This is a genomic window from Georhizobium sp. MAB10 (assembly GCF_045012825.1).
GTDB classification, from domain to species: Bacteria; Pseudomonadota; Alphaproteobacteria; order Rhizobiales; family Rhizobiaceae; genus Georhizobium; species Georhizobium profundi.
The window spans coordinates 1,294,002-1,316,270 of sequence record NZ_CP118314.1; the positions used below are offsets into that span (position 1 = coordinate 1,294,002).

Genomic DNA, 22,269 nt, shown 5'->3' on the forward strand with positions numbered 1-22,269 from the left:
TTTTTTGCGCTGCGTCCCAGCGCTTAGTCTGCGAGGACGCGCTGGGACGGGAAGGTCACCTGGACCAACGTGCCTTCGCCCGGTGCGGATTCGATGGCGAAATGCGCCCGGTTCGCTTCGACCATTGCCTTCGTCAACGGCAGGCCGAGGCCCGTGCCATCGCCACGCGGGCGCATCGGGCTGGTGGGGCCTTGGCGAAATGGCTTCATCGCATGGTCGAGTTCGCTGCGGGACATGCCGATGCCCGTATCGCGAACGCGCATCACGACCTTGCCGCTCGCATCATAGACCGTGGAGACCACGATCTGCCCGCCCGGAGGCGTAAACCGCACGGCGTTTGCCAGAAGGTTGATGGCGATCTGCTTGACCGAGCGTGGATCTGCCACGACGTCCGGCAAAGCGGTGGACAGGCTGGTGCGAATGATGACGCGCTCGGCATTTGCCTGCGGCTGAAGAAGCGACACGGCTTCAGCAAGAAGCTCGTTCAGCGAGACCGCTGCGAAATCCATGTCCTGCTGGCCGGCCTCGATCTTGGAGATGTCGAGCAGGTCGTTGACAATATCCAGCACATGCCGCCCCGAACGGCCGATGTCGTGCGCGTATTCGAGATAGCGTGCAGAGCCCAACGGGCCGAACCGCTCGGTCGACATCATCTCTGAAAAACCGATGATGGCGTTGAGCGGCGTGCGAATCTCGTGGCTGACGCGCGCGAGAAACTCGCTCTTGTGGGCATTGGCCGTTTCGGCGCTGCGCTTGGCAGCACGCAACTCCTCTTCGGTCCGCTTCCAGTGGGTGATGTCACGCATCACCGCGCAGTAGCCGTTCGAGCCCCGCAGGCGCCCAAGCGTCATGAAAAGCGGAATGAAGCCTCCTGAGGCTTCCCGACCGATGACTTCGCGGCCATCATTCAGCACGCTCGCCACGCCATGGTCCGAAAGGCTCGCCACATAGTCGAGCACGGCCCGCTGGCTCTCATGGGCAAACAGCATCGCGAAGGGCTGATGCAACGTCTCGTCGGCCTCATAGTCGAAGAGGGCGCTTGCCGAACGGTTCATCGAACGGATCGAGCCATCTTCGTCGAGAATGACGACGCCATCGGTCGCCGTTTCGAGAATGGAGCGCAGTTCTTCCATCTCGATTTCGGCGTTGGAGGGCGAGGCGCGACGCTCTTCTTCCCCATCGTCGACAAGCTCCTCGCGGAGCGGCTCGACGGCAAGTTCCTCACGGAGCGGTTCGACGACGAGCAGCAATGCCGAACCATCGTCCCAGCCGACGGATTGCAGCTTGGCGTCGACCTCGATGGGATTGCCGTTCAGGCGCATGAGGCGCAGGCCCTTGGCGGCCGGGTCGACCGCTGACAAGGCGCTGTCTTCCATGTCGAGAAAGAGCGCGTCGAGACCGCCCGAGCTCTCGAAATGCGCGCTGTCGGTGTAGCCGGTGAGGCTCAGGAACTTTGCATTCGCGTGCAACATCCGCTCGCCCCGCAACACGGCCAGAGCGACGGGCAAAGCTTCGATGAAAGCAGCGGTGAGATGGATGCGGCCGGGCCGTCTTGGCGCTTCGCTCGCGACGTCGACCGGCGGGACTTGCGGAAGTTCGGTAACCTCCGCTTGAACCGGATCGATGCGTTCGTCACTGCCACCTTCGGGCGCAGCAGCCGGCTGTTCCGCCGTCACGGCAATCGGCAGGTCCGGCTCGGGCAGGGTGACCGCTCCGACGAATTCTGCGGCCGGCAAGGCCTTCGGCATTGTCCGCGCGATAAGCACGACCGCTGCGACGGGTTCGGCCGGAGGAGGGGGCGCAACTGGGGCTCGCGCCTCTACAGCCGTTGGGGCAGTCGCGTTGCGATCCGCATCTGCGTCTTGCTTACGTGTGGCATCACGGCTCGCCAGACGACGGCCGAGCTCCTCGCCGATCTGATGGAATACGGCCTGATCGATCTTCGACAAGCCCTCGCGCCCGCGGCTGCGATGCTCATCGAGGTCGATTACCTTGTCCGACGAGCGCCTCGCCGGCGTTTCCACGATGTGCAGCGCCGGCACCTCACCGCGGAAGGGATCTTCCGCGAGGTTCTCGCCCGGATCCGATGCGCGATGTTTCGCGGCGGGTGGCGCGCTGTCGTCGTTGGACGGCACGGGGATCACCGCCGGCTTGCTTTCCTCGGACGGCCGGCGGAGCGGTAGTTCGATGACAGGATCCTGCGCCTTAAGGTCGAGGATCGCGGGTATCTCGGATAGAAGTGATGGGTCCGCTGCCAGAGGCTCCGGCGTCGGCGACACCTTGGCTTGTGGCGTGAGCGAGAGACCGAGACGACCGGCATCTTCGACAGCTTCGGCCACGCGCACGATGCCGAAACCCCTGAAGCCTTCGAAGGCACGATCACGAGAATAGGTGGGCAAGGCGGCCAGATCGACGGGGACGACCAGAGGCGTGCCCTGCACGGGCCACATCACCGTCTTGCCGGACCAGGTATCGCGGCGGTGCAGCAGATCGATGATCTTGCGCTCGGGATCGAGATTGAAGACCGTTGCCACATCCTCGAAGGACCGGCCGACGATATCGGCTGCATTCGGCCCGACGGTCTTGCCGAATTCCGGCGAGACTTCGCTGAAGAGCCCATCAGCCCCAATCTTCCAGGCAAAGCGCACCGGACGCGCCGTGATGTCGAACTCGAACCGATCGACTGCAGGAACGCCCGAGACCGTATCCAATTCACGGGACCTATCGGCACCGGGTGCGGCGGATGCAGGTGCAGGCGGTTGCGTGATCTGAGGTGGCGCTTGCAGCATCGGCGACGGTGCGGCGTCGATGGTCTGCGGAGATGCGGGAGCAGCCTGCGGCGCAGCCGCTGCCGCCATTTCAACGACGAAGATGAGGTTCAGCGGCTGGCTGTCGCCGATCCGCGCGATAGCGGCGGGCATCGCACCATGGGCCGTGACAATGCTGCGCTTGATCAAGCGGCTTGGCTCGCGATCGACCGAGTCGACCAGGGCCACCAGTTCATCCGGAGAAATCCGCAATCCATCGAAGGTCATCGACTGGGCGAGCATGTTCGCATCGCCATCGAGCACGGCTACATGGGTGTCGGTGTCGCCGAAGCCGGAAATCATCGCCTGGGCGCGGTGGATGCTGTCTCTCAAGCGCTTTTCCGGGGGCATGGCCAGCAGGAGTGCGGGCTCGCCGCCACTCAAGGTCATCGGCTCCAGAACGCAAGGCGTGGCGACGCGCCGAAAGCCGGAGCCGACGCGCAGGATGAGCTTCTCGGCCTGGCCGGATGCGGCGACGCGGCCCGCCGCGGTTTCGACCTGGCGCGCGAGCAGACCTTCCTCGAAAGCCTCGTCCTCCAAAAACGTATAGATGCTTTCATAGCCGAATTGCGTGGCAGCGGCGCCGTTCGCCCAATAGACGTAATCCACCGTCGGCGACAGCACCGCAAGGCCGGCTCCTTCGGAGTACCGCTCACGGATCGAAGGATGAACGGCGATCTCGATGAACGGATAGTCGTGCGCCGGCATATAAAACCCTATCCGCTGGCCGAATTCGCTGGCAAGGCTTTGTTAATCATAGGCTTCATTAAGGCTTTTTTAATAATGCGCGCGCGCCTTTGGGTCCACCCAAAGCCTCCGCCAAGCCCCTGCTTTCGCGGCAAAAGGTTAACGCTGATGCTGCGTCGCAGGAAAAATGTTGCAATGCACAATAACATCCCCTATATGAGCTTCATCGCCAAGGGACGCCTCATGAGAGGGTTCCAAACCAAAGGAGCGCATCATTATGGCTACTGCCAAGAAAACTGCTGAAGCAGAAATCTTCGCTTTCCCGAATTTCGACCCCGCAAAGGTCACCGACACCTATCGCGAATTCGCTGAAAAGGGTGTTGCCCAGTCCAAGGAAGCCTACGCCAAGATGAAGGCTGCCGCCGAAGACGCCTCCAAGACCATGGAAACCACCATGGAAAAGGCGCAGGCCGGCACCGTCGAGCTTGGCCTCAAGGCCATCGACACCATGCGCGTCAACACCGAGACGACGTTCTCCCACATGGAGAAGCTGCTCGGCGTGAAGTCCGTCGCCGAAATGATCGAACTGCAGTCGTCCTTCCTGCGCACGCAGATGGAAGCCGCCGTCGACCAGGCCAAGGGCTGGCAGGACGCCGTACGCACGGTTTCTGAAAACGTCTCCCAGCCTGGCAAGGTCGCCGTTGAAAAGTCCATGAAGGACATCAACGTCGCCTGATGCGCTGGTTGCCCGGGGCGGGTATCGACAGTCAAAAAGGGTTGGCGCAAGCCAGCCCTTTTTTTATTCAATGCAGGACGATGCGCCTCAACCGGAGAGCAGCTTCCCTTCAGCTTTCCGCTTGCAAAACCGCAAGCCAGCCGGTATCAGACGCCACACGTGACGCCCCTTTCGGGCGCCGACCCTTATGCGGTTGTAGCTCAGTTGGTTAGAGCGCCGGATTGTGGATCCGGAGGTCGGTGGTTCGAGCCCACCCAACCGTACCATTTTATCCAGTGAAATCAGATACTTATTGCCGTCGCGGTCTCCACGATGTGGACTTTGTCGCCTCGATTTTTGCGATCCGTACCATTCTCGTACCATTTTTTGGACTCTAGGCGCTGTGGACGTTCGTCAACAGACTGGGCCGCGATGGTGTTCGCAACTCCGGCGTGTATCCTTTTTAAGGACTGGAAGGAGCATCAGGCGGGCATGACGGCCAGCGAGCTTTGCCGCAAGCATGGCTTCTCAGACGCGACCTTCTACACCTGGCGCACAAAGTATGGCGGTATGGAGGTGGCGGAGGCCAAACGGCTGAAGGCTTTGGAGGAGGAGAATGCCCGCCTGAAGAAGCTTCTGGCAGAGTCGATGATGGATGTATCGACGCTGCGCGAGATGCTGGCAGAAAACCTCTGACGCCCGGCTCAAGGAGAAATGCCGTGAGTTGGGCAGTCGAAGAGAAGAATTACTCGCAGCGGCGGGCCTGTGCCCTGGTCGGCATTGCGCCGCGTGTCTACCGATACATATCCAGCCGGTCGGAAGATGCTGCTTTGCGAGCACGTTTGCGGGAACTGTCATCGCAGCGACGGCGGTTCGGCTACCGCCGCCTGCACCTGCTGTTGAAGCGGGAGGGTGTCTCGGTGAACTGGAAGAAGCTCTACCGGATTTACAAGGAAGAGCGCCTGACGGTCCGAAAACGTGGCGGGCGCAAACGGGCTCTGGGCACGAGAGCGCCGATGGCCATTCCGCAGGATCCAAACCAGAGATGGTCACTCGACTTCGTGTCGGACGCGTTGGTCGACGGCCGTCGCTTCCGCATCCTGTGCGTGATCGACGACTCCAGCCGGGAGTGCCTGGCGACAGTGGTCGACAACTCGATCTCGGGCGAACGTGTCGCTCGTGAACTGGATGCGATCGCCGAACGGCACGGCTACCCCTGCATGATTGTCAGCGACAACGGCACGGAGCTGACGTCAAACGCCATGCTGGCCTGGCAGCAGGATCGCGGCGTCGAGTGGCACTCCATCGCACCCGGCAAACCCATGCAAAATGGCTTCGTGGAGTCATTCAACGGTAGGCTCAGGGAGGAATGCCTCAACGATCACCTGTTCCGAAGCTACCCCCATGCACGAGAGATCATCGAGACATGGAGAATAGACTAAAACCTGCACCGGCCCCATACGAGCCTTGACGGGCTCACACCGAACGAATTTGCGATCCGGTCTGGAATGGACCACCACGTGAACAGAGCTAGCCTATGAATGGGGACATTCAGGTGAGGCATGTCAGGTTGGATCTAGAGCGGGTAACTCGTCCCCTAATATGTCAGCGGCAGTTCCGCGATCCGCTCCAGCCCGAGTTGACAGAGATGGATATTATATTGCCAGACGGCGACGATGCTCGCGCAAAATGTCAACATAAGTCCTAAGCAACGCCATCCCGATATGGCAAAAATGTCAACATTACCGACTGAGCAATCATTACTGCCAGCGATGATTGGGAAAAATTTTGTCTTCTGTACATATTTTCTGTTTGACATGCCCCTTTTTTCAAACAAACATTTACGTACAGTTTGTTTCAGGGTTCCATTTTAAGTGTTAAACTAGGTAAGTGGACGGCTGCGACATAAGAATGGAGATAATTAATGGACGAGAATGTATTGACAATCGATATTGAGGGAAACGGGATGGTAAACCCGCTTTTCTGCGAGTACCCCGCTGGCAAAAATTGGGGTGCAATATTGAAGGGGACAAACGCGGCAAATATGACGCGTATTTTTCTCCCCAAGAAAGATGAGATCATTGATATGAGCGCCGTTGAGCCAGGAGACGCTTTTGAAGTGGGTGGAGATTGTCTCCTAGCTAATGGTCGACGCATTAAAGATCGCCAATACTGGCTAATTTTAGGTAAAACTGACGAAGACGGTCAGATATTTTACCGCAACTGTGGAACGCCCGCAAAAGTCCTAAAGGCGATGCGTGAATTCGCATCGGCTAATTCTATCGACGCCAATAGTCCAGTCGTTGATGAGGATGGGGAAATTTCTATTATTGAAGACCATCTTTTGACTGCTGCGTGACCGGCTGTTGTACCTCAGTCTGGAAATGGTCGAGGGCAATTTTTAAGTCAATGATCGGTTGGTTCCAAAGCCATCTCTACAGTAGAGGTGGCTTTGGCTCAGACATTCGTCGAGTAGTGGTTTCCTCTGCTCGCTAAAAAGCCTGGTTATAGAAGAGTTCACTTACGCGGGTCCGGCTGCTCCGGTGTGACGCATATTAAGATTGGACGAGGTCTGGTCCTAGCTTCTGCAGAGGCTTGGTCGATAAGATTTGGGCCATTCACAGTGGTGCGGCCGAGAGAGGTTCTATATCAATTGTCGGCATTTTTGTTGATAATTGAGAAAATGCTTCGTCAGCTGTCATTCTGTAAGATGACGCTTAGCCATTCTTACAGTTGAGGGGTCTGTCGGTATGATACTGGTTGGGACTATGCTGTGGCCGAGCGTTCCAGCAGAGTTTCTGATGTCCAGCCTGTGAAGGATCAAATTCTACTGAGATTTTGCCAACTGTTGTGACTGGCAAGGGTGGCGCGAAGCACCTCATCCCAACCTTGAAACCACAAAAAGTCAAATTATCTTTGGCGTGCACCTATTACTAAGTTTCACCGGCATGTTCGATCATAACATCTCATAAATTACAGCTTGCAGCGTTATGCGGCAGGCGCTTATTCAATAGGAATCTTCCCAATTTCGTATGTATTTCCGTCGGCTACTGAAGTTATTTGGCCGTTGAAGGCAATCATTTGATTAGCCTCCGTCTGATCGAGCGATGAGAAGAGAACCTCTGCGCCATACATCGCAAACGATTTTGGATCATTTAATAGTTTCACATTCCATAGGCTCGAAAACATGTCGATCACTGGTTTGTAGATCGCCGTTATACCTCCCTCATTAGAAATGAGAGATTCAACAGCGTTCGAATTATAAGTCGAAATCTCAAATCCAAGAACATTAGCTGTGGCGACTGTCCCTGTATTAAAGGCAATGTTGCTTCGGTTTCCTGAGCCCTCGAACAGGATTCGAGGAGCGCTAAACATTTCGATGAATGGAAAACTGGTGTCGGGAAATCCGATTTCGATCTGCGGCTGACCGTAAGCGACAATGTAAGCGTCTGCTAGGCTAATTCCCTCAGTCCTTGCAATGTAAAGCGGACTTCTTGTCTGACGCCGAATGACGACACCTCCATCGGCGTAGGTTCCCAGATTGGTCGTGTCCAAATCAGTTGTAACCGTATCGGCCGTGACAGCGGTGACTTTAGCGATGAGCTGGGACAACTCTCTCATGCCATCGACATAAGCGAAAACCACTTCATCACCTATTTCAAGGCTGTGATCACTCAGCGTGAGTACTGCACTGCGGCTGCTTGTGACGTTGGAAAGGTGCCATTGATCATGTGTCGGCAGGTAGCGAAAATCACAGTTTCCTTGCAAAGATATGTTGACGTTGCTTGTTGATCCGCGAATGACTTTGCCGAACTCCGAAACGAAGGGATGCGCATCATACCCTTCGACAACCGCAACCCGCCCCTTGTGGTAGCTGTTGTAGTAGGTGCAGTGGTCATGTTTGGCTGTCTCTTGACCAAACGCAATCCAGCAAGCCTCTGAAAAAAAGCCATCGGTCGCCACGTCGTTGAATTGGACGTTATCGCAAAACTGCGCATGCTCCAGCCGCGCAGCCTGCCATGCCGAGCGCGGCATGCGTTCACGGTCTCCGTGAAAGCCGATGCCGTTCATCTCGTAGCCACGCGATCCGCTGAGGTCGAGCATCGGCTTGCCTTCGCATTCCCCGTACAAATGGCCTCCGCTCATTTTCCAGTTCCATGCGGTGATTGCGGTGGCGTCGACGGTATCAGTCAACCGCCATCTTCCTCCGGAAAAGCTCATCTCGATCGGAGCCTGCTGGCCTCCGCTCTGAGCCATCAACTCGCGAAAGTATCGAAACATGGCGTTGATCGCGCCGGTATCATCCTGGATCCCGTCGCCGCGCCCTTGAAACTGGAAGGGAGAGAGTACGATCTCTGATTGGGTTACCCTGCCAGGTGCGATTGTGCCGCTCTGCTGCTCAGCCGGAACAAGGGGCTGTGCTCTCGACACCGATGTGGAGGAAGCGAGGCATCCGGAAGCATATAGGAAGTTCCGTCGTGTCAGTTCTGTCATCAATCAATCCAGTGCGTAAGTCGTCATTTTGGGCGAAGTTGCAACTGGAGCGGTACTGATCCACGCACCCGTCAGCCTCCCAATGCCTTGGTGGGTCATTTCTTCGTTCAGGCTTTTACACCGTATCGGTTCGACCACGAATGGCCGCGGCTGTCTCCCCGCAGATATGTCGGATTGCCCCTGGCCACGTCCAGCCTTCAGGGTAGAGACGAGCGCCACTTTTGTGTAACTAGGCGCAACCATGCCGCCAGGAGTTCCGACTTGACCGATATCCCCTCCCTGCTTCAACAGTTGCGTCATGTGGTAGAGGGCTGCTTGCCAGCACTTCAGGAGAGACGGTTCGACATCACATGGAAGCCGGATGGCAGTCCTGTCACGGCTGCTGATGTGTATCTCGAAGATCTGATCCGAGATTGGCTAACTATCGCGCTTCCCGGCCTCTGTTTCATCGGCGAGGAGAGTTGGACTCCCGATCTCGTTGTGGGTGACGAATGGGTAGCCGTTCTCGATCCTATCGACGGCACTGAAAATTTCTGTTCGGGCCTTAAGGAATGGGGAACATCCCTTTCCATCTGGCGCGGCGGAAAGCACGCAGGAAGCATGTTGTTGATGCCGGAACTCGGCGAGGGCATGACGTCGGGAGCGATCCCGCGTGTTCCCCGGTCGCGCATCGTTGGCTTCTCGTCATCATTCAACGACGCGATCGGACAAGGCCTCGCCGAAAATGCCGAGGGCCGGATCATGGGATGTGCGGTCTACAATCTTTTCAATGTCATTCGCGGCGCGTATGCGCGTTTTGTGAATCCAAAGGGCGCCTATAGCTGGGACTTGCTGGCTGGCGTTGCCCTTGCCGAAGAAGCCGGATGTGAGGTGATAATCGATGGTGAAGACTATGACGGACGCTTTCTCCAGCCAGGTAGGCGCTATCGCGTCGACATACGGCACAGATACGATTTTCATCTTGGGGAAGGGACCGTCCGTCGATGAGATACCTGCCGAGGTGTTCTCGGGATCTCTCGTCATCGGCGTCAATGACGCAGAGCGGATTTACCCCGCCGACATCTCGATCTTTCATGCAGATTGGGTCGCCCAGGCACTGCTCGAAAATGGCGCGCGGGCACAGCTTTATCTGACATCGACCGATTTTCGCCCGGATCGCGGAAGCGTTTTGCGGGTTCCTCATGCGGAACTGACGCAGGAGACGGCTGACCTGATGGTGCAGCGCCTGCTTTCCGACGAAGTCGTCATCGAGGATGTGCTCTTCATGTCGGCACTGCGCGTGGCCCGCGAAGTCGCGGATCAACGGGGCAGGCCGCAAAAGGTCTACATGGTCGGCTTCGACTTCCGCCCGGAGCTTGGCTATGCCCACCCGGCCGGCCGTCAGTTCACAGTCGGCGATGAAGTCGAGCGCGCGATGCGCATCGGGATGCAGGAGAACTACCTGCTCAACGCACTCTACATGTTACAGGGCACGGGACTTGAGCTGAACCATGTCGGCAATCGTCCTTACTCGCGGTTGTCGGTTGATGAACTGGTCGAAAGCTTCAGCCGCAACCGGAGCGGGGACCATCACGAGCGCGATTGGTCCGTGAGTGTCGTCGCGGAGCTGACGACCAATCATTTCGGCGATCGCTTCAGGCTGGAACGGATGGTTCGTGCAGCGGCGGCTGCGGGAGCAGACTTCATCAAGGTTCAGAAGCGCGATGTGGAAAGCTTCTACAGTAAAGAGCAGCTAGCCGCTCCCTACCGGTCGCCGTTCGGGACGACCTTTGGTGACTACCGGCGTCAGCTCGAATTGGATGGTGATGATTTCGCCTTCATTGCCGATCTCTGCAAGCAGCTTGAAATCCGTTGGTTCGCGTCCGTACTCGATGAAGCCTCATACAATTTCGTACTGGACTTCAATCCGGCCCTGATCAAGCTCCCCTCCACGATCTCGGAATACACAGACTATCTTGCGCGCGTTGCGGCCAGCACTGATCGCGGCATCGTGCTGTCCACCGGCATGACTGACAAGGCCTACGAAGAGTGGGTTCTGCAAACGTTCAAGGAGGCGCCGGAATTGTATCTGATGCAGGCGAATTCCGCCTATCCGACCCCCGCGCGTGATTGCAATGTGGGTGTCGTGCGGCACTACAGCCGCCTAGCAAAATCCAACCCGCGCATCATCCCAGCCTATTCAAGCCACGACGAAAACTGGTTCGGTTCGGCACTGGCAGTGGCCGCCGGCGCACGCATGGTCGAAAAGCACGTCAAGTTCGGCAATAGCGAGTGGGCCCATTTCGACGCCGTGGCGCTGGATCTCACAACGTCCCAGTTCCGGGATTTTGTTGAAAAAATCCGCGAAGCGGAGATCATCGTGGGCTCTGAGGAGAAGTCTGTCGCTCCGAGTGAGCATCATAAATATCGACGCAAATCGCATTAGGGAGAGCAAATGCTTACTTACGCAATAGTGGCGGCGCGGTCAGGTTCAAAAGGGTTGCCGGATAAGAATATTCGCGACCTCGCCGGCCATCCATTGATGGCCTATTCGATAGCATTCGCTCGCGCCTTGGGATGCGACAAAGTAATCTGTTCGACAGATTCGCCAAAGTACGCCGATATTGCCGCGCAGTATGGTGCCGAAACGCCCTTTCTAAGGTCAGCCCAAGCGGCTTCTGATACTGCGATGGAAGAGGACATCTTACGAGATCTAGCTGTCCAGTTTGGGTCAAGCGGAATACCATCGCCAGATTTGATTGTGTGGTTGCGACCGACTTTTGTATTTCGCGATATTGAGGCGGTTCAAAACTGCGTTGATGTTTTAAAGCGTGATAACACATTTACTGCCGCACGCACGGTATGTGAAAGTGAACGGCGACTTTATTCGATAGATGATGGTGGACAACTGGTCCCAGACTTCGACGATCAAGGTAAATCGATGATACGTCGGCAGGATATCGGCATTAGATACAAAGTTTTTAGCACGGATGTGATCAGGTTTCGGCCTGACGAGATAACGAACGATTTTCTAGGCCGCCGTGTCTACGGTCAGCCCGTTCCAAAGTTTTGTGGACTTGATATTGATGATGTCGAAGACTTCCAAGTCATTGAGGCGATAATCAATGGAAATCGGGAACTCGTTAGTAAGTACCTTTACATCGAATAAGATTGAATCAGCGGTTGATGATAGACTCTCGGAATGGAAATAGAGGGTCATTCTGGTAGAAACTACGAATTTCATCAAAGTAGTGTTCGTAGTCCTCAAGCATTTTGGCGCGCCCGGCCAGTTTCCATTTATTGGCTTCTTCGGCAAAACTGGTCGAGCCCGCATGTCCGACAAATACGTTTGTTGCGCAGCCGCAGAAATAACCGGCGGAGCGCGTTCTCATGCTGAATTCGTTATCCTCGCCGTGCCCCTTGTCAAACTTAGTTTCACTGAACAGTCCTGTCCGGTTGAAGGTAGAACGTCGGACATAGGTGCAGAAGCCGTGGCTGATGGGCATCTCAACAACGCATGGGGCTGACAGTCGCGCCATAGCATCGCGTTGCTCGACCCAAGAAACTGCGTCTTCGACGGGCAACTCCTCGCCAGTCGGAAACGGGATGCTGTAGATCGTTGCGTTGTTAGAGAATGGGACTACCGTAGCAATCTTCGGATGTGAGTAGGCAGCGTCCTGTAGCCGCAAAGCCCAGTCACCGCATGAGATTGTGTCGCTGTTCAACAGAATGACATCGTCGCTCCCTGCGTGCAGAATGCCAGAATTGACGGTTCCGCTGAAGCCAACGTTGTCGCGATTTTCGAGGTAAGTGAAGCCACACTTTTCAGCATACTCTATGCAAAGCTCGCGCAAGCGGAGATCAGGACCCCGATCCCAGACCATGATAATACGATACCCATTATCCGGCTGACATTTGGCCAATTGTTCAAAGCACAGCCGTGTGCCGTCGTAGTCTCCATAGATTGGAAGCACGACGCTGATTGGTGGGCGCCTTGAATTGGTGAGCCTCTCGGGGTCAACGGGGAATACAGCTCGGTTACGAGTCTGTGTATCTTCAAAAAGCCTTTTGCTGATACCGCGGTTCTTTTCGCTGTGGTCCAGAAAACCTGTTTTCATCCGATGAAATCGGCCGCTCAATAATCTGGCGAGGTCTGACACGTGATGGCGCGTCGGAACTGAATGATCTACGCCAATTAAACAGTTATCAAATAGATCGATGATATGCTGTTTATGCGCTGTGTTGTCGTCACTGCTTTTGAAGTCGGTCCAGATATGTCGCCTTAGCGCAGCCAGAAGATGCGTTTCATCAATAATGTGTTCGCCCACATCTTTGCCATTGAGCTCGGACAGGCCCAATGTAAGAAGTGGCTTTTCTTTAAGAAGGCAGATTGAACTGGCGGTTGTTGAGACCGTGATGCAGATATCGGCGTTGTCGATCAGATCATCGAGTGAGCTTTCTCGGGCCACAAGAATAAACTCGCCGAACTGTGGTGCCTGGGACGGGTGCGGCCTTAAAACAAGCAATGCATCCGGAAACTTTAACGATACGACGCGTCGAATTGTGTTGAATGCTCCATCAGAGCTACCGAACCAGTTAACGTTGAGCGGATCTGGATCGGGTCCGATGACACCTGCTCCTTGGTCATTCCCACCAATGACTAGTATAACGGGCCGCGCTTGATCTCGTGCACGTCTGATAACAGCGAGATCCCGAGTTCCCCTTTTCTGAAATAAGGCATACGCCGCGTTATCGGACTGCGTTTCATACCAGTGCTGAATTTCTGCAAAACGTCTTGGCGATTGGTTGTCGCTTTGGCTGGGGGTCGACGAATGTTCGATGAGTCGAGCCCTGCTTCCCGTACCAAATTGACCCATCGGATCGATAATGAAGGTGGCCGGAAAGTGGCCCCGTTCGATGATCTGATATTCGATGCCTAGTTCTTCACACAGATATATAAAAAGGCGGCTTTTTGGGGCTGTATTGCCCCAAACAAGGAACATTTTGACTCTGTGACGCACGAGGGTATCGCGCCAGAACGCGTACACTCTTTGTATGCGCGACAAAGCAGCTTCCAGTTGTTCGCCTTCAGGATAGCTCGTCCTTAGAAACATGACTTCCGTGCGGAGCAGAAGCCGCAGCTGCTTCTCCGGCAAGCCATCACATTCCGGTGCAGGAGCCTCAGCGGGAATGTGGGGAGGCAGATGCAACATCGCGCGTTCGAGCAGAACGTTCGGGCAGGAGCGTGTGTGCAGGAATTCCACTGGTGGCCCCCCGGCGACAACAAAAGCGCTTGTCATGCCCTGCATAGCCAGCTCGCGCTCAAGGCTCGCCAAGCCCTCGTGCAAAGGCTCCAAATTGCCCATCCAGCAGTTGATGATGATATCGATCGACCTGTGCAGAGCCGTATCCGCATCGGGAAAAAGGGTATGTATCTCGGCTGCGTCTGGGAATGTCGTTATCCCTTTCGGCGTGTCTATGGCGCGTGGGGCCGAAAGAGACTTGAGGTAACTGACCAGAAGACGCCCAACATCTTCGCCGGGCTTCATGCGTAAGCTGTTCTCCGACGGCTCAGAAAGGATTAGAGGCTCGGAGCTCCAGTCGCAGCCGTCCAGCAGCGCGAAAGACCCGCCAAGAATCGAACCGAGCAGACTGAATACACGCTCAACCGCATGAGCCATTTGACCGTCGCGTTTGACCGTCTTCTCATTGAAGGATTCCTGGGGGATGGCGTCAGCGGCTATGCCCGCTAATCGGGCGTCAATCCAGAAGCACGTACCAGCGAAAAACGCCCAGTTGCGACCAAGCGATCCTTCACCCAACCCCATCTTGTCTAATAGCGGAACCAGTCGATCAGCGCTGCCCAGCTCAAAGTCCTGCCCGTTCAGCCAGAACTGTGATGGTCCCGCCATGAGCACGCGAGAATTTGATCTGAACAATCCAACAACGTCCTGCACGCGCCGCGGAGTGGCGGCGAGCGCATCGAACATAACCCGTCGCCACGTGTCAGGGTATTTGTTGCCCTTCTTCGAGTGCACCTTGCAGAAGAACCGATAGTTTCGGGGCTTCACTCGGCGAACGGTTTCGAGAAAGGCGGCTACGTCCTGCCCGCGGTTTGGAACCGGGAAAATCTCGCGTGCACGCGGGAAAAATTCAGCGATGCGAGCCGGATCATGATCTGGCGAACCTTCGGGAACGCTGATGATGATGTCGACATCTTCGGGGAAGTTCGCGACGAACCTCTGGAGATCGGGCACCGTATCGAGATGATAGAGATGGATGAGAACCGCGTAGTCTTTATTGCCGGTTGGCGCTTCGGCGTTGCGTCCACCCAATCGAGCAGCGCCTGGCCACCAAGTTGGATGGCCCTGGATCTCATAATGCAACAAGGGCAAAAGAGGTGACTGACGTGCGTCCGGTGCGGCCTGGAAGTATTCCGCGGTGTTGAACCACGGTCCGGGGTTGCGCTCCAAATCCTTGCCGATGCGCAGGCAGTGTTCCACAGGGGAGAGGCCGGTCAGGGCGACTTCTCCATAGGTGGTCTCGTACCAGCTCTCTGAGAAGAACGGGCTTGAGCGCAGCAGTATCGCCTGATCGACGCCGCCAAGGGGCACTTCAAAGCCATTGGCCTCGACTTCAGAGCGTAGACGAACTGCGGCTGCGTGCATCAGTGGGCCAACTGCCGCAGCCAAATCGAGCAGGATGCCCGCATTTCGGCTTCCGTTTGGAACCCGGTGAGCAGTTCCACCAATGCATATCGCCACATCCAGCCCAAGATCGACCTTTGGCAGTTGCCCTTCGAAATGGCGGAGAAGGTCGAGAGCGCCCTGAGGGTGAAACGTCTTCATGTCGAACTGGAAACCGGTATTTGCCGGGCTGGTTACGCCCAGCAGCTTGTCGATGTCACCGCGCGGTTTATCGCTCGTGGTGCTCGCGATGTGAAAACCATGCACATACAAATCAAGCGTCAACGTCTTGTGCATATCATCTCTGCAGAAGAGCCAGCCGTTGAGTTTGCCGTCCTGTGACATGCCGTCGAAGTGGCCACGCCACTTGGATCCGCTGTCAAGATTGGCAAGACCGCTGGTTACTTTGACCATGGTGATCGCTTTCGTCTGTCAAATCAGCTTGGGAGGACTGATGAGGTTGGCAATCAACGCTTCGACTGAAACGGAAGGCGCCGTGCTATCATGCGGAAGGGGCGTGTCAGACGCCAAGAGAGCGTAGAGCGGGCTTCCATCAGGCTCGCTTCGGCCGAGGTCGCCCGCGCGCCCAGTGTCCCAAGCTGATACTGGGCTTGGTCAAGCATCTGGCGCACAGCATCGCGATCCGCGGAGATTTTTGACCTGTCCAGTTCCACCGCAGCGGCGTTTTCCGCCAGCGCTGCCAGATGGCGCTGTGCCTCATCGCGCTCTTGGCAAATGACTGCTATTTCTTCTGAGTATTGGACTGAACGCGCTATCGCCTCGTCCTGATAACGAAGAATGACCGTCTGGATCTTGGCCAGTTCGGTGTCTCGACGTTCGATCGCCGCCCTTAGCTGAGCGTTTTCGTCGCTCCGCTGCTGCACTTCACCATCGAGGTCAGCAAGTCTTTGCTCTGCTGCGGCGAGGGCGGTGCGAGCTTCGCTCAATTCATTCCAAACGTCGTCACGTTCAGCCTTGCTTTGGGCGAGCATACTTGTGTGACGATGAACTTCGGCCGCCAGACTATCTCGCTCTGCCGTCAAAGCGTCGATCAGGTTCTGTTGCGCTACAGCGCCTTCTCTCAGTTCAGAAATCTGTCGTTCTACGGCTTGAACCTCATCATTTCCTTGCGGGCGCAAGGCGGATAGCTCGGCGATCCGAGCAAGTGCCCCGTCGCGCTCCTCCTTGAGCCGAACGATGACGTTATGTCGTTCATTACTCTTGGCGCGCACCGCCTCAATCTCTGTACGGATTGCATCCCGTTCGTTGCGTGCCTCATCCCGTTCAATGAGCAGCGTGCGCGCCTTGGGCGAGACCGCGCCGCTGAATGCTGCAGCACTTTCATCAAATGATGCCTTGATGACGTCCAACCTCTCGTGATCGTTTTGGTCTTCGCCCTTTGAAGCCCATCGTTCAAAGATCGTATAAACTTCATCGATCCAGTTCGTGAGAAGGGCATGAGAAGCGATGACAGAAGCCGCAACCCTGTTGTGTCTCAGATCCGGCCGGATAATGTCATTCAGGTCCTTGGCGTTGGATGCCGCGAGCTTCGGCCAGGCCAAACCGAATTGATGCGAGATTTTATCCGCGACAGCCGGCCAGTTGTTAAGAACTGCATCATAGCTGGTGAAAGCGCGCCGTTGACCCCGGCTTCCAGTTTCAGCGTCCAGAACGTAACGTAGCCAGACAAGCTTCGAATATTCGGGGTCCAATCCGTTCCGCTTCTGCAGCGATGCGGCCACTTCGCTCGGCTCGCGGTGCGTATGAACAAACAGTGGTTCGATGTTGAGATCGTCGAGGACATCCACCCACAACGGCACGAGCCTACACGTCCGCGGATCCTTAGCGACAAAAAGTGCCGAATTGCCGAACTCGGAAATCGCAACCTCCTTCAAGGCTGATCGATACTCGTGAGCTTTTGGCGATTTCATCCAACTTGGGGGGAATGGTCTGTAGTCATCCCACGCGAGCCCTGCGCTCGCCAGCACTTGGTCCTGAAGCATATAAATCGGTCGGGACTCGAAGTGGCCAAGCTCGTTGTTTGCAGTTGGGCCGAGCAAGTTCGCAGGTCCATCTCCTCCAAGCCGCATCATCAATCCGGCCAACGCGGACGTGCCCGAGCGATGCATGCCGAGGATCACCAGCGCCTTCCGAACGCGATCGACACCATTGTTCCGCGAATTGCCACTCGAATCGAGCGGGCGCTTTTTTTTGGTTTTCATCGCTTTTCCTCTGCGCTGGGCATCGATCACGGGAGGTACGTTCTAGGCTTTGTAGGAAGCCTTAATACACCAACGTCCGCGAATAGCGCTCCACGAGCAGTCCAAGAAGAAGCGTAATTGCGCCACATGCGATCAGGTATCCCTTGTCGAGAACCTGCGTGGGATAGTCCAAATAATAGGCCGACCGCAACCATTCGACACCATGCAAAACAGGGTTCCAAGCTAGGACCTCGATTACTGGCGCAGGCAATGAGGAGGCAACGAAAAGCGTCCCCGAAAGAATATAAACCAGGATGGTGGCGAGCATGTACGCCATTGCGACCGCCGGGATGATAGCAGCAGCCAAGCTCATCAAGAAGCCGACGCCGATTGCCAATACCAGGGTGGCTGCCAGAGCCGCTACAGCGTTTGGCACATCAATCGGCAACGCCGGTTGTCCCATGAGAGCAAATATTAGGACCACAAGCACTGCCATCATGCATGATCCGAAAACCTCCAACACTGCGCGTCCGAAAATGATGTCGGTCACGCGGATCGCCGGAAACGACAGCATGGGTCTATTGGCTTGGATGGAAACCACCATCATCCGAGAAACGTACATGAAGGCCAACGTTGGAACCAAGCCGGTACCGAAGAAAAGCATCAGGCTGTCGCCGTACGGGGCCGAGCGTCCCAACACACTGTAGATCAGCAACAAGATCATCATATGTCCGAGCGGAAAGAAGATGACGATCAAAAAACCAAGACCGTGATCGAAGAAGCGGGTGCGCATATCACGCAGCATCACTGCCTTCATGACATTGCCCTTACGACGGGCTGCGGTCAGGAAAGAGGTACGACTTGGCACAGCAGTTTCCTTTTCGAAGGCATTCAAGCGATAGTCACTGAAGCAACTCCATGACCCCGGCTATCTGGTTAAGCCTTTGCCATGGATGGCTTTCACGCTGTACCCAGCGTCTTCCACGATAACAGGAGTGAGGCGTTCTAGGGCGTGTAGGATTGTCCCATCATAAGCAACCGGTTCTTCTGGGAAATCTGACAATTCAAATTCGGCACCGAAAAGTCCATTCAGCGCTTTCGTTCTGGCAAAAAACATGTTGCCGACTGGAAATTCAATGAATTCCGGAACCGAGGACAACCCGACGCGCGGTGCGATCCGAGTGGCAATGCCAAAATTCTCGGTCCATCCGACGGACTGCGGATCCTCGGGATAGATCAGGCCCAATTTAGGGTTTCGATCAAACGCTGCCAAAATTTGATCCAAGGCTTTATATCGTCCCCCCAGCAACGTTTCGAGCAGAAAGTCGCGCCAGACTGAAACGGTATCTTCTGCAATGTCCATGCTCTTCTTGCTATGGATGTGCCCGATCACTTTGAAGTCAGACACGCGGTCTTTGAACCCACACAGGAATGGGCCGATGTCCCGACCCTTATTCGGAACAACCCGAATTTCGACGGAACCCGAATAATCTGCAAACGCCTCAGCTGCGACCGATTTGTTGGTCGTTTCGGTCACGGTGATTAGCAAAGTTGGGCGAGAACGATTGAGGGAGATTCGTCGGCAAATTTCCAGAGCTTGGTCCGGATAATGAAGGTGAATATGAAGGGCCACCTCCGCATCCTTTAAAGTGACTGCTGGTTTGTCGCTCTGCTGAAGTTGCACGACATCACGGATCCATGGCCCACTCGGACGACCTGCCCTCAAAAAGTGCGCGTAAGCGTTCTCATATGGCAGTTCCGCAAGCGACGGATGCGACGCTGCATATTGAGCTGGATAAAAGCCAGGTATGGGCCGACGTTCTATGCCGTTCGAGGTTCGATTAATAGAACCAGCGCACAACCGGACATAGTTGGAGACGACGTCTTTCTGATCAGGGCTATCCCGGATACCGAGCATGTCAAAATCGACGCCGCCATGCTCCAATATCGTCTCGACATCTGTTCGCTCTTGTCGGCTAACGGCCACGGCTTGATCAAGCAAGCTTTGAAGGTCGTCGACATAGTCGACCATGTTGAACTGGTTAGCGGCCAGTCGCTTGAGATGCTCGCTGGTCTTACGGCTTCTCTTCTCGCCGGACTGCAGTTTGATAAGAGCCGCAGCCGCTGCTTCGATGTCCAGATAGGGAACAACGAGAGATGCAAGCAACTCATCGTCCTCCAGATATTCGGATACACCATTAGCGTCCTTGAACGAGACCAGAGGTAGTCCCTCAGCAATTGCGTCGATCGCAACGTTTGGAAACGGATCCAGCCGCGAACTGAGAAGCATCGCATCGGCCATTCCATACAGTTGGAGCAAGGCCTTCGCATCCATTGCAGGCATCATGACGACAACATCGTCGAGCCCGCTGCGTTGGATTTGATCCTTCAACCAAGCGGAGTAGCCGAGGTCGTTGATCGGATCATAACCCTCTCCGACCCAGACAAATGCTGCTTTCGTTGAAGGGTTCAGACGTCTGAAAGCTGCCGCCGTGGCAATAAATAGATCAACCCCTTTCCGGTACTGCACATAACCGCACCCGATGCAAAGAAAATCAGATTTACCGAGTTCAACGTGAGGCTTTGACCGGGTCCGCGAAGTATCATTCGTCGCTGTTGCACCAACGTCAGGAACCACACAGCGACCTTGAGGCCGCACCACCGAATGTCGGAAATGACCTGTGATGCCGGCCTCTAGGGCGGATTTTTGGGTCAGCGATGAGGAAAATACCACTCTCTGGGAGCATGCCAGCACAGTCGAAAGGGTGAGCGGTTGCACATAAGTCGCGAATTCATGAATTAGCGACACGATGGCGACATTGGCGGTTGAAAGCGCCGCCACAATTGCGGCCGTTTCGACGCTGTTTGCGAGAGCGGCGGTTACATTGAATTCTGAGATCAGCGGCCGAATAAGCTTTGCAGCTAGCAACTCTGAACTCAATCTGCCGACGTTCACGTCGCCGACAACGATCTTGACCGCGAAATCGGCGGCATAGCGAAGCAGCGGACCATCTCTCAATGAGATGAGGACGATGTTGTGCGTCTGAGAAAATTGCTCAAGAAGGTTGATCCCGAGGATGGGGGCACCGGTGAACGATCCCTCGTGAATAACCAAAGCGACTGTTTCTTTGGATTCATCGTAAACGCGTTTTCCAGGCCGAAAACACGAGCTGAAATCGTAATTACCGATGCGGCCCTCTTTTCTACCATGAAGCAAATAATGATAGAAAAGGGCTCCATAATTTTTTAGATCGGAATAGGAGCGGTAAACGACAGGGTCAAAATCTGGGTTTGGTTTGAAGCCTCTCGATTCGCCCTTTGCCAGATAATGACGTACGGCTTGGTCGATATTTTTAAAACGTTCGCCGCTCTGCATTGCGTAGTAATCGAGGTCGAATTCCCCGGAATCGATGATTACTCTTTTGATGCTTTTAGAGATGCCATCAGTAGCACTGGTTGGTGACTTAGCCGCCCGCCCCTCTTTGTGGCCATACCGGACGTAATGGACGAAAAGGGGTAGCGACCAGCCATTCAGGTCGGGGTTGGCAGTGAGATAGTATTTGGGATCAAAACCGGGGTTGGCGCTAAGGCCTCGGCGTTCGCCCGAAATGATGTAATGATAAATGGCGGTATACAGGCTAAGATGTCTCTTGCCCGACTGCTTTCGATAGTGGTCCAAATCGAACAATTTGCTATTTTTAATTTCGATCAAAGATCGAATAGTGTTCTTGCGAGAGACGCCCATTACATTGTCCAGTCATTCGTTTTTTTGGTTTGGATGGCCCTTGCAAATTGTCGGACGCTACTTTCTGGATCAGCGCTTGGCTTCCATTGCAACAAAGTTAAGGCACGCTGAACATCGAGAATGCTGGCATGAATATCGAACGGCCGTGCATCCAGATATTTGACGTCAGCCTTCGAGCCGATTTCTTCTTCCAAGATCGCAATTAGTCGATTTAATGATAAGCCCACACCTGCGCCTATGTTGAAAACAGATGCTTTTCGAATGGACGCGCTTTGTTGTGACATCATTTTAATAAGTGCTATGGATACATCGCGTACTGGGATGTAATCGCGCAGATTCTCTCCATCACCCCATATCGTTATGGGTTCGCCCTTTAAGATCTTTTTCGCAAAGATGGGGATGACGCCCTGCAGGCGTGCTGCGGATTGCCCCTCGCCGAAAGGGTTGCTGACACGGGCGATCCGTATGTCTGCTCCAATATTCGAATAATAATCGGCATAGCGCTCGGCGAACGATTTACCCAGTCCATAGGCACCTATGGGATTGAGGGGCGATGTTTCCGGCGTCGGAGTGATTATGGCATTGCCATAAACCGTTCCGCCGGATGAGACGAAAACGATCGGAATCTTTTGTGACTGAGAAAATTGATAGAGAGCGACTGTCCCTGCTACGTTAGTAGCGATGTCTTGATGCGGATTTGCTTCCGCAACAGCGGGTGTGGTGGACCATGCGAGATGAAATATTCCATCGGCTCCCGTCGCTGCCAAGTTTGACAAGGTTGTCAGATCGCCGAGATCGAAATGCACCATCGTGTGATGCGCGACATAGCGCCGGCCGGCTCTAATTACCTCATGACCACTTTGATCAAGCAGTAAGGCCAAATCTGAGCCTAAAAAGCCAGTCGAGCCGGTCACAATGTATCGCGCCATCGGATCAGCCTATTTCTGATGGCGTT

The 22,269-nt window shown here is 55.3% G+C and carries 13 protein-coding genes, 1 tRNA gene and 1 pseudogene; 8 read left to right on the plus strand and 7 right to left on the minus strand.

Annotation, left to right across the window (positions count from 1 at the left end):
- Positions 1-23 precede the first annotated feature (23 nt).
- Complete coding sequence (locus tag PU133_RS05965) at positions 24-3,515, minus strand: ATP-binding protein (protein WP_404863884.1); 3,492 nt, start codon at positions 3,513-3,515, stop codon at positions 24-26.
- Here PU133_RS05965 and PU133_RS05970 point away from each other — a divergent pair.
- From PU133_RS05970 to PU133_RS05990, 5 genes and pseudogenes are all read left to right on the plus strand, one after another.
- Positions 3,474-3,797, plus strand: coding sequence for a hypothetical protein (locus tag PU133_RS05970; RefSeq protein WP_404863885.1), 324 nt, complete (start codon positions 3,474-3,476; stop codon positions 3,795-3,797). The two genes, PU133_RS05965 and PU133_RS05970, sit on opposite strands and share 42 nt — an antisense overlap.
- Entirely contained in the window at positions 3,772-4,230 is a 459-nt protein-coding gene (locus tag PU133_RS05975; RefSeq protein ID WP_126008648.1) for a phasin, read from the plus strand. Before PU133_RS05970 ends, PU133_RS05975 begins: the two co-directional genes overlap by 26 nt.
- Before the next feature lie 189 nt (positions 4,231-4,419).
- Positions 4,420-4,496: transfer RNA gene (locus PU133_RS05980), tRNA-His, on the plus strand.
- A 145-nt stretch (positions 4,497-4,641) separates the two neighbouring features.
- Positions 4,642-5,750 (plus strand): annotated as a pseudogene (locus tag PU133_RS05985) (IS3 family transposase).
- Between the two features lie 383 nt (positions 5,751-6,133).
- Entirely contained in the window at positions 6,134-6,568 is a 435-nt protein-coding gene (locus PU133_RS05990; RefSeq protein ID WP_404863886.1) for a hypothetical protein, read from the plus strand.
- 644 nt (positions 6,569-7,212) lie between these two features.
- Here the strand turns inward: PU133_RS05990 and PU133_RS05995 are convergent.
- The gene (locus PU133_RS05995; RefSeq protein ID WP_404863887.1) at positions 7,213-8,703 is read right to left on the minus strand and encodes a ubiquitin-activating E1 FCCH domain-containing protein; all 1,491 of its coding nucleotides are present in this window, start codon (positions 8,701-8,703) and stop codon (positions 7,213-7,215) included.
- Positions 8,704-8,964: 261 nt separating this feature from the next.
- Between PU133_RS05995 and PU133_RS06000 the strand changes: the two genes are divergently transcribed.
- The 3 genes from PU133_RS06000 to PU133_RS06010 all read left to right on the plus strand — a co-directional run bounded on the left by PU133_RS06000 (position 8,965) and on the right by PU133_RS06010 (position 11,851).
- Positions 8,965-9,690 carry an inositol monophosphatase family protein gene (locus PU133_RS06000; RefSeq protein ID WP_404863888.1) on the plus strand — a complete coding sequence of 242 codons (726 nt, stop codon included), beginning with the start codon at positions 8,965-8,967 and terminating at the stop codon, positions 9,688-9,690.
- A 226-nt stretch (positions 9,691-9,916) separates the two neighbouring features.
- Positions 9,917-11,128 (plus strand): N-acetylneuraminate synthase family protein, encoded by a 1,212-nt coding sequence (locus PU133_RS06005; RefSeq protein ID WP_404863889.1) that lies wholly within the window; start codon positions 9,917-9,919, stop codon positions 11,126-11,128.
- 9 nt (positions 11,129-11,137) lie between these two features.
- Positions 11,138-11,851 (plus strand): cytidylyltransferase domain-containing protein, encoded by a 714-nt coding sequence (locus tag PU133_RS06010; protein WP_404863890.1) that lies wholly within the window; start codon positions 11,138-11,140, stop codon positions 11,849-11,851.
- A gap of 7 nt (positions 11,852-11,858) precedes the next feature.
- Here PU133_RS06010 and PU133_RS06015 read toward each other — a convergent pair whose 3' ends face one another.
- The 5 genes from PU133_RS06015 to PU133_RS06035 form a co-directional block, all read right to left on the minus strand.
- A complete protein-coding gene (locus PU133_RS06015; RefSeq protein WP_404863891.1) occupies positions 11,859-15,782 on the minus strand; it encodes a rhamnan synthesis F family protein in 3,924 nt (1,307 codons plus the stop codon).
- 53 nt (positions 15,783-15,835) lie between these two features.
- Positions 15,836-17,590, minus strand: coding sequence for a hypothetical protein (locus PU133_RS06020; RefSeq protein ID WP_404863892.1), 1,755 nt, complete (start codon positions 17,588-17,590; stop codon positions 15,836-15,838).
- Between the two features lie 61 nt (positions 17,591-17,651).
- Positions 17,652-18,464 carry an ABC transporter permease gene (locus PU133_RS06025; RefSeq protein ID WP_404863893.1) on the minus strand — a complete coding sequence of 271 codons (813 nt, stop codon included), beginning with the start codon at positions 18,462-18,464 and terminating at the stop codon, positions 17,652-17,654.
- Positions 18,465-18,497: 33 nt separating this feature from the next.
- Positions 18,498-21,314: a rhamnan synthesis F family protein gene (locus PU133_RS06030; protein ID WP_404863894.1), complete on the minus strand. Its 2,817-nt coding sequence runs from the start codon at positions 21,312-21,314 to the stop codon at positions 18,498-18,500.
- Entirely contained in the window at positions 21,314-22,243 is a 930-nt protein-coding gene (locus PU133_RS06035) for an NAD-dependent epimerase/dehydratase family protein (protein WP_404863895.1), read from the minus strand. Before PU133_RS06035 ends, PU133_RS06030 begins: the two co-directional genes overlap by 1 nt.
- Positions 22,244-22,269 lie beyond the last annotated feature (26 nt).

Coding starts and splice junctions, on each gene's coding strand:
- PU133_RS05970 (WP_404863885.1), top strand. CDS start 3,474: ATGAACGGCGATCTCGATGAACGGATAGTCGTGCGCCGGCATATAAAA.
- PU133_RS05965 (WP_404863884.1), bottom strand. CDS start 3,515: ATGCCGGCGCACGACTATCCGTTCATCGAGATCGCCGTTCATCCTTCG.
- PU133_RS05975 (WP_126008648.1), top strand. CDS start 3,772: ATGGCTACTGCCAAGAAAACTGCTGAAGCAGAAATCTTCGCTTTCCCG.
- PU133_RS05990 (WP_404863886.1), top strand. CDS start 6,134: ATGGACGAGAATGTATTGACAATCGATATTGAGGGAAACGGGATGGTA.
- PU133_RS05995 (WP_404863887.1), bottom strand. CDS start 8,703: ATGACAGAACTGACACGACGGAACTTCCTATATGCTTCCGGATGCCTC.
- PU133_RS06005 (WP_404863889.1), top strand. CDS start 9,917: ATGGTGCAGCGCCTGCTTTCCGACGAAGTCGTCATCGAGGATGTGCTC.
- PU133_RS06010 (WP_404863890.1), top strand. CDS start 11,138: ATGCTTACTTACGCAATAGTGGCGGCGCGGTCAGGTTCAAAAGGGTTG.
- PU133_RS06015 (WP_404863891.1), bottom strand. CDS start 15,782: ATGGTCAAAGTAACCAGCGGTCTTGCCAATCTTGACAGCGGATCCAAG.
- PU133_RS06020 (WP_404863892.1), bottom strand. CDS start 17,590: ATGAAAACCAAAAAAAAGCGCCCGCTCGATTCGAGTGGCAATTCGCGG.
- PU133_RS06030 (WP_404863894.1), bottom strand. CDS start 21,314: ATGGGCGTCTCTCGCAAGAACACTATTCGATCTTTGATCGAAATTAAA.
- PU133_RS06035 (WP_404863895.1), bottom strand. CDS start 22,243: ATGGCGCGATACATTGTGACCGGCTCGACTGGCTTTTTAGGCTCAGAT.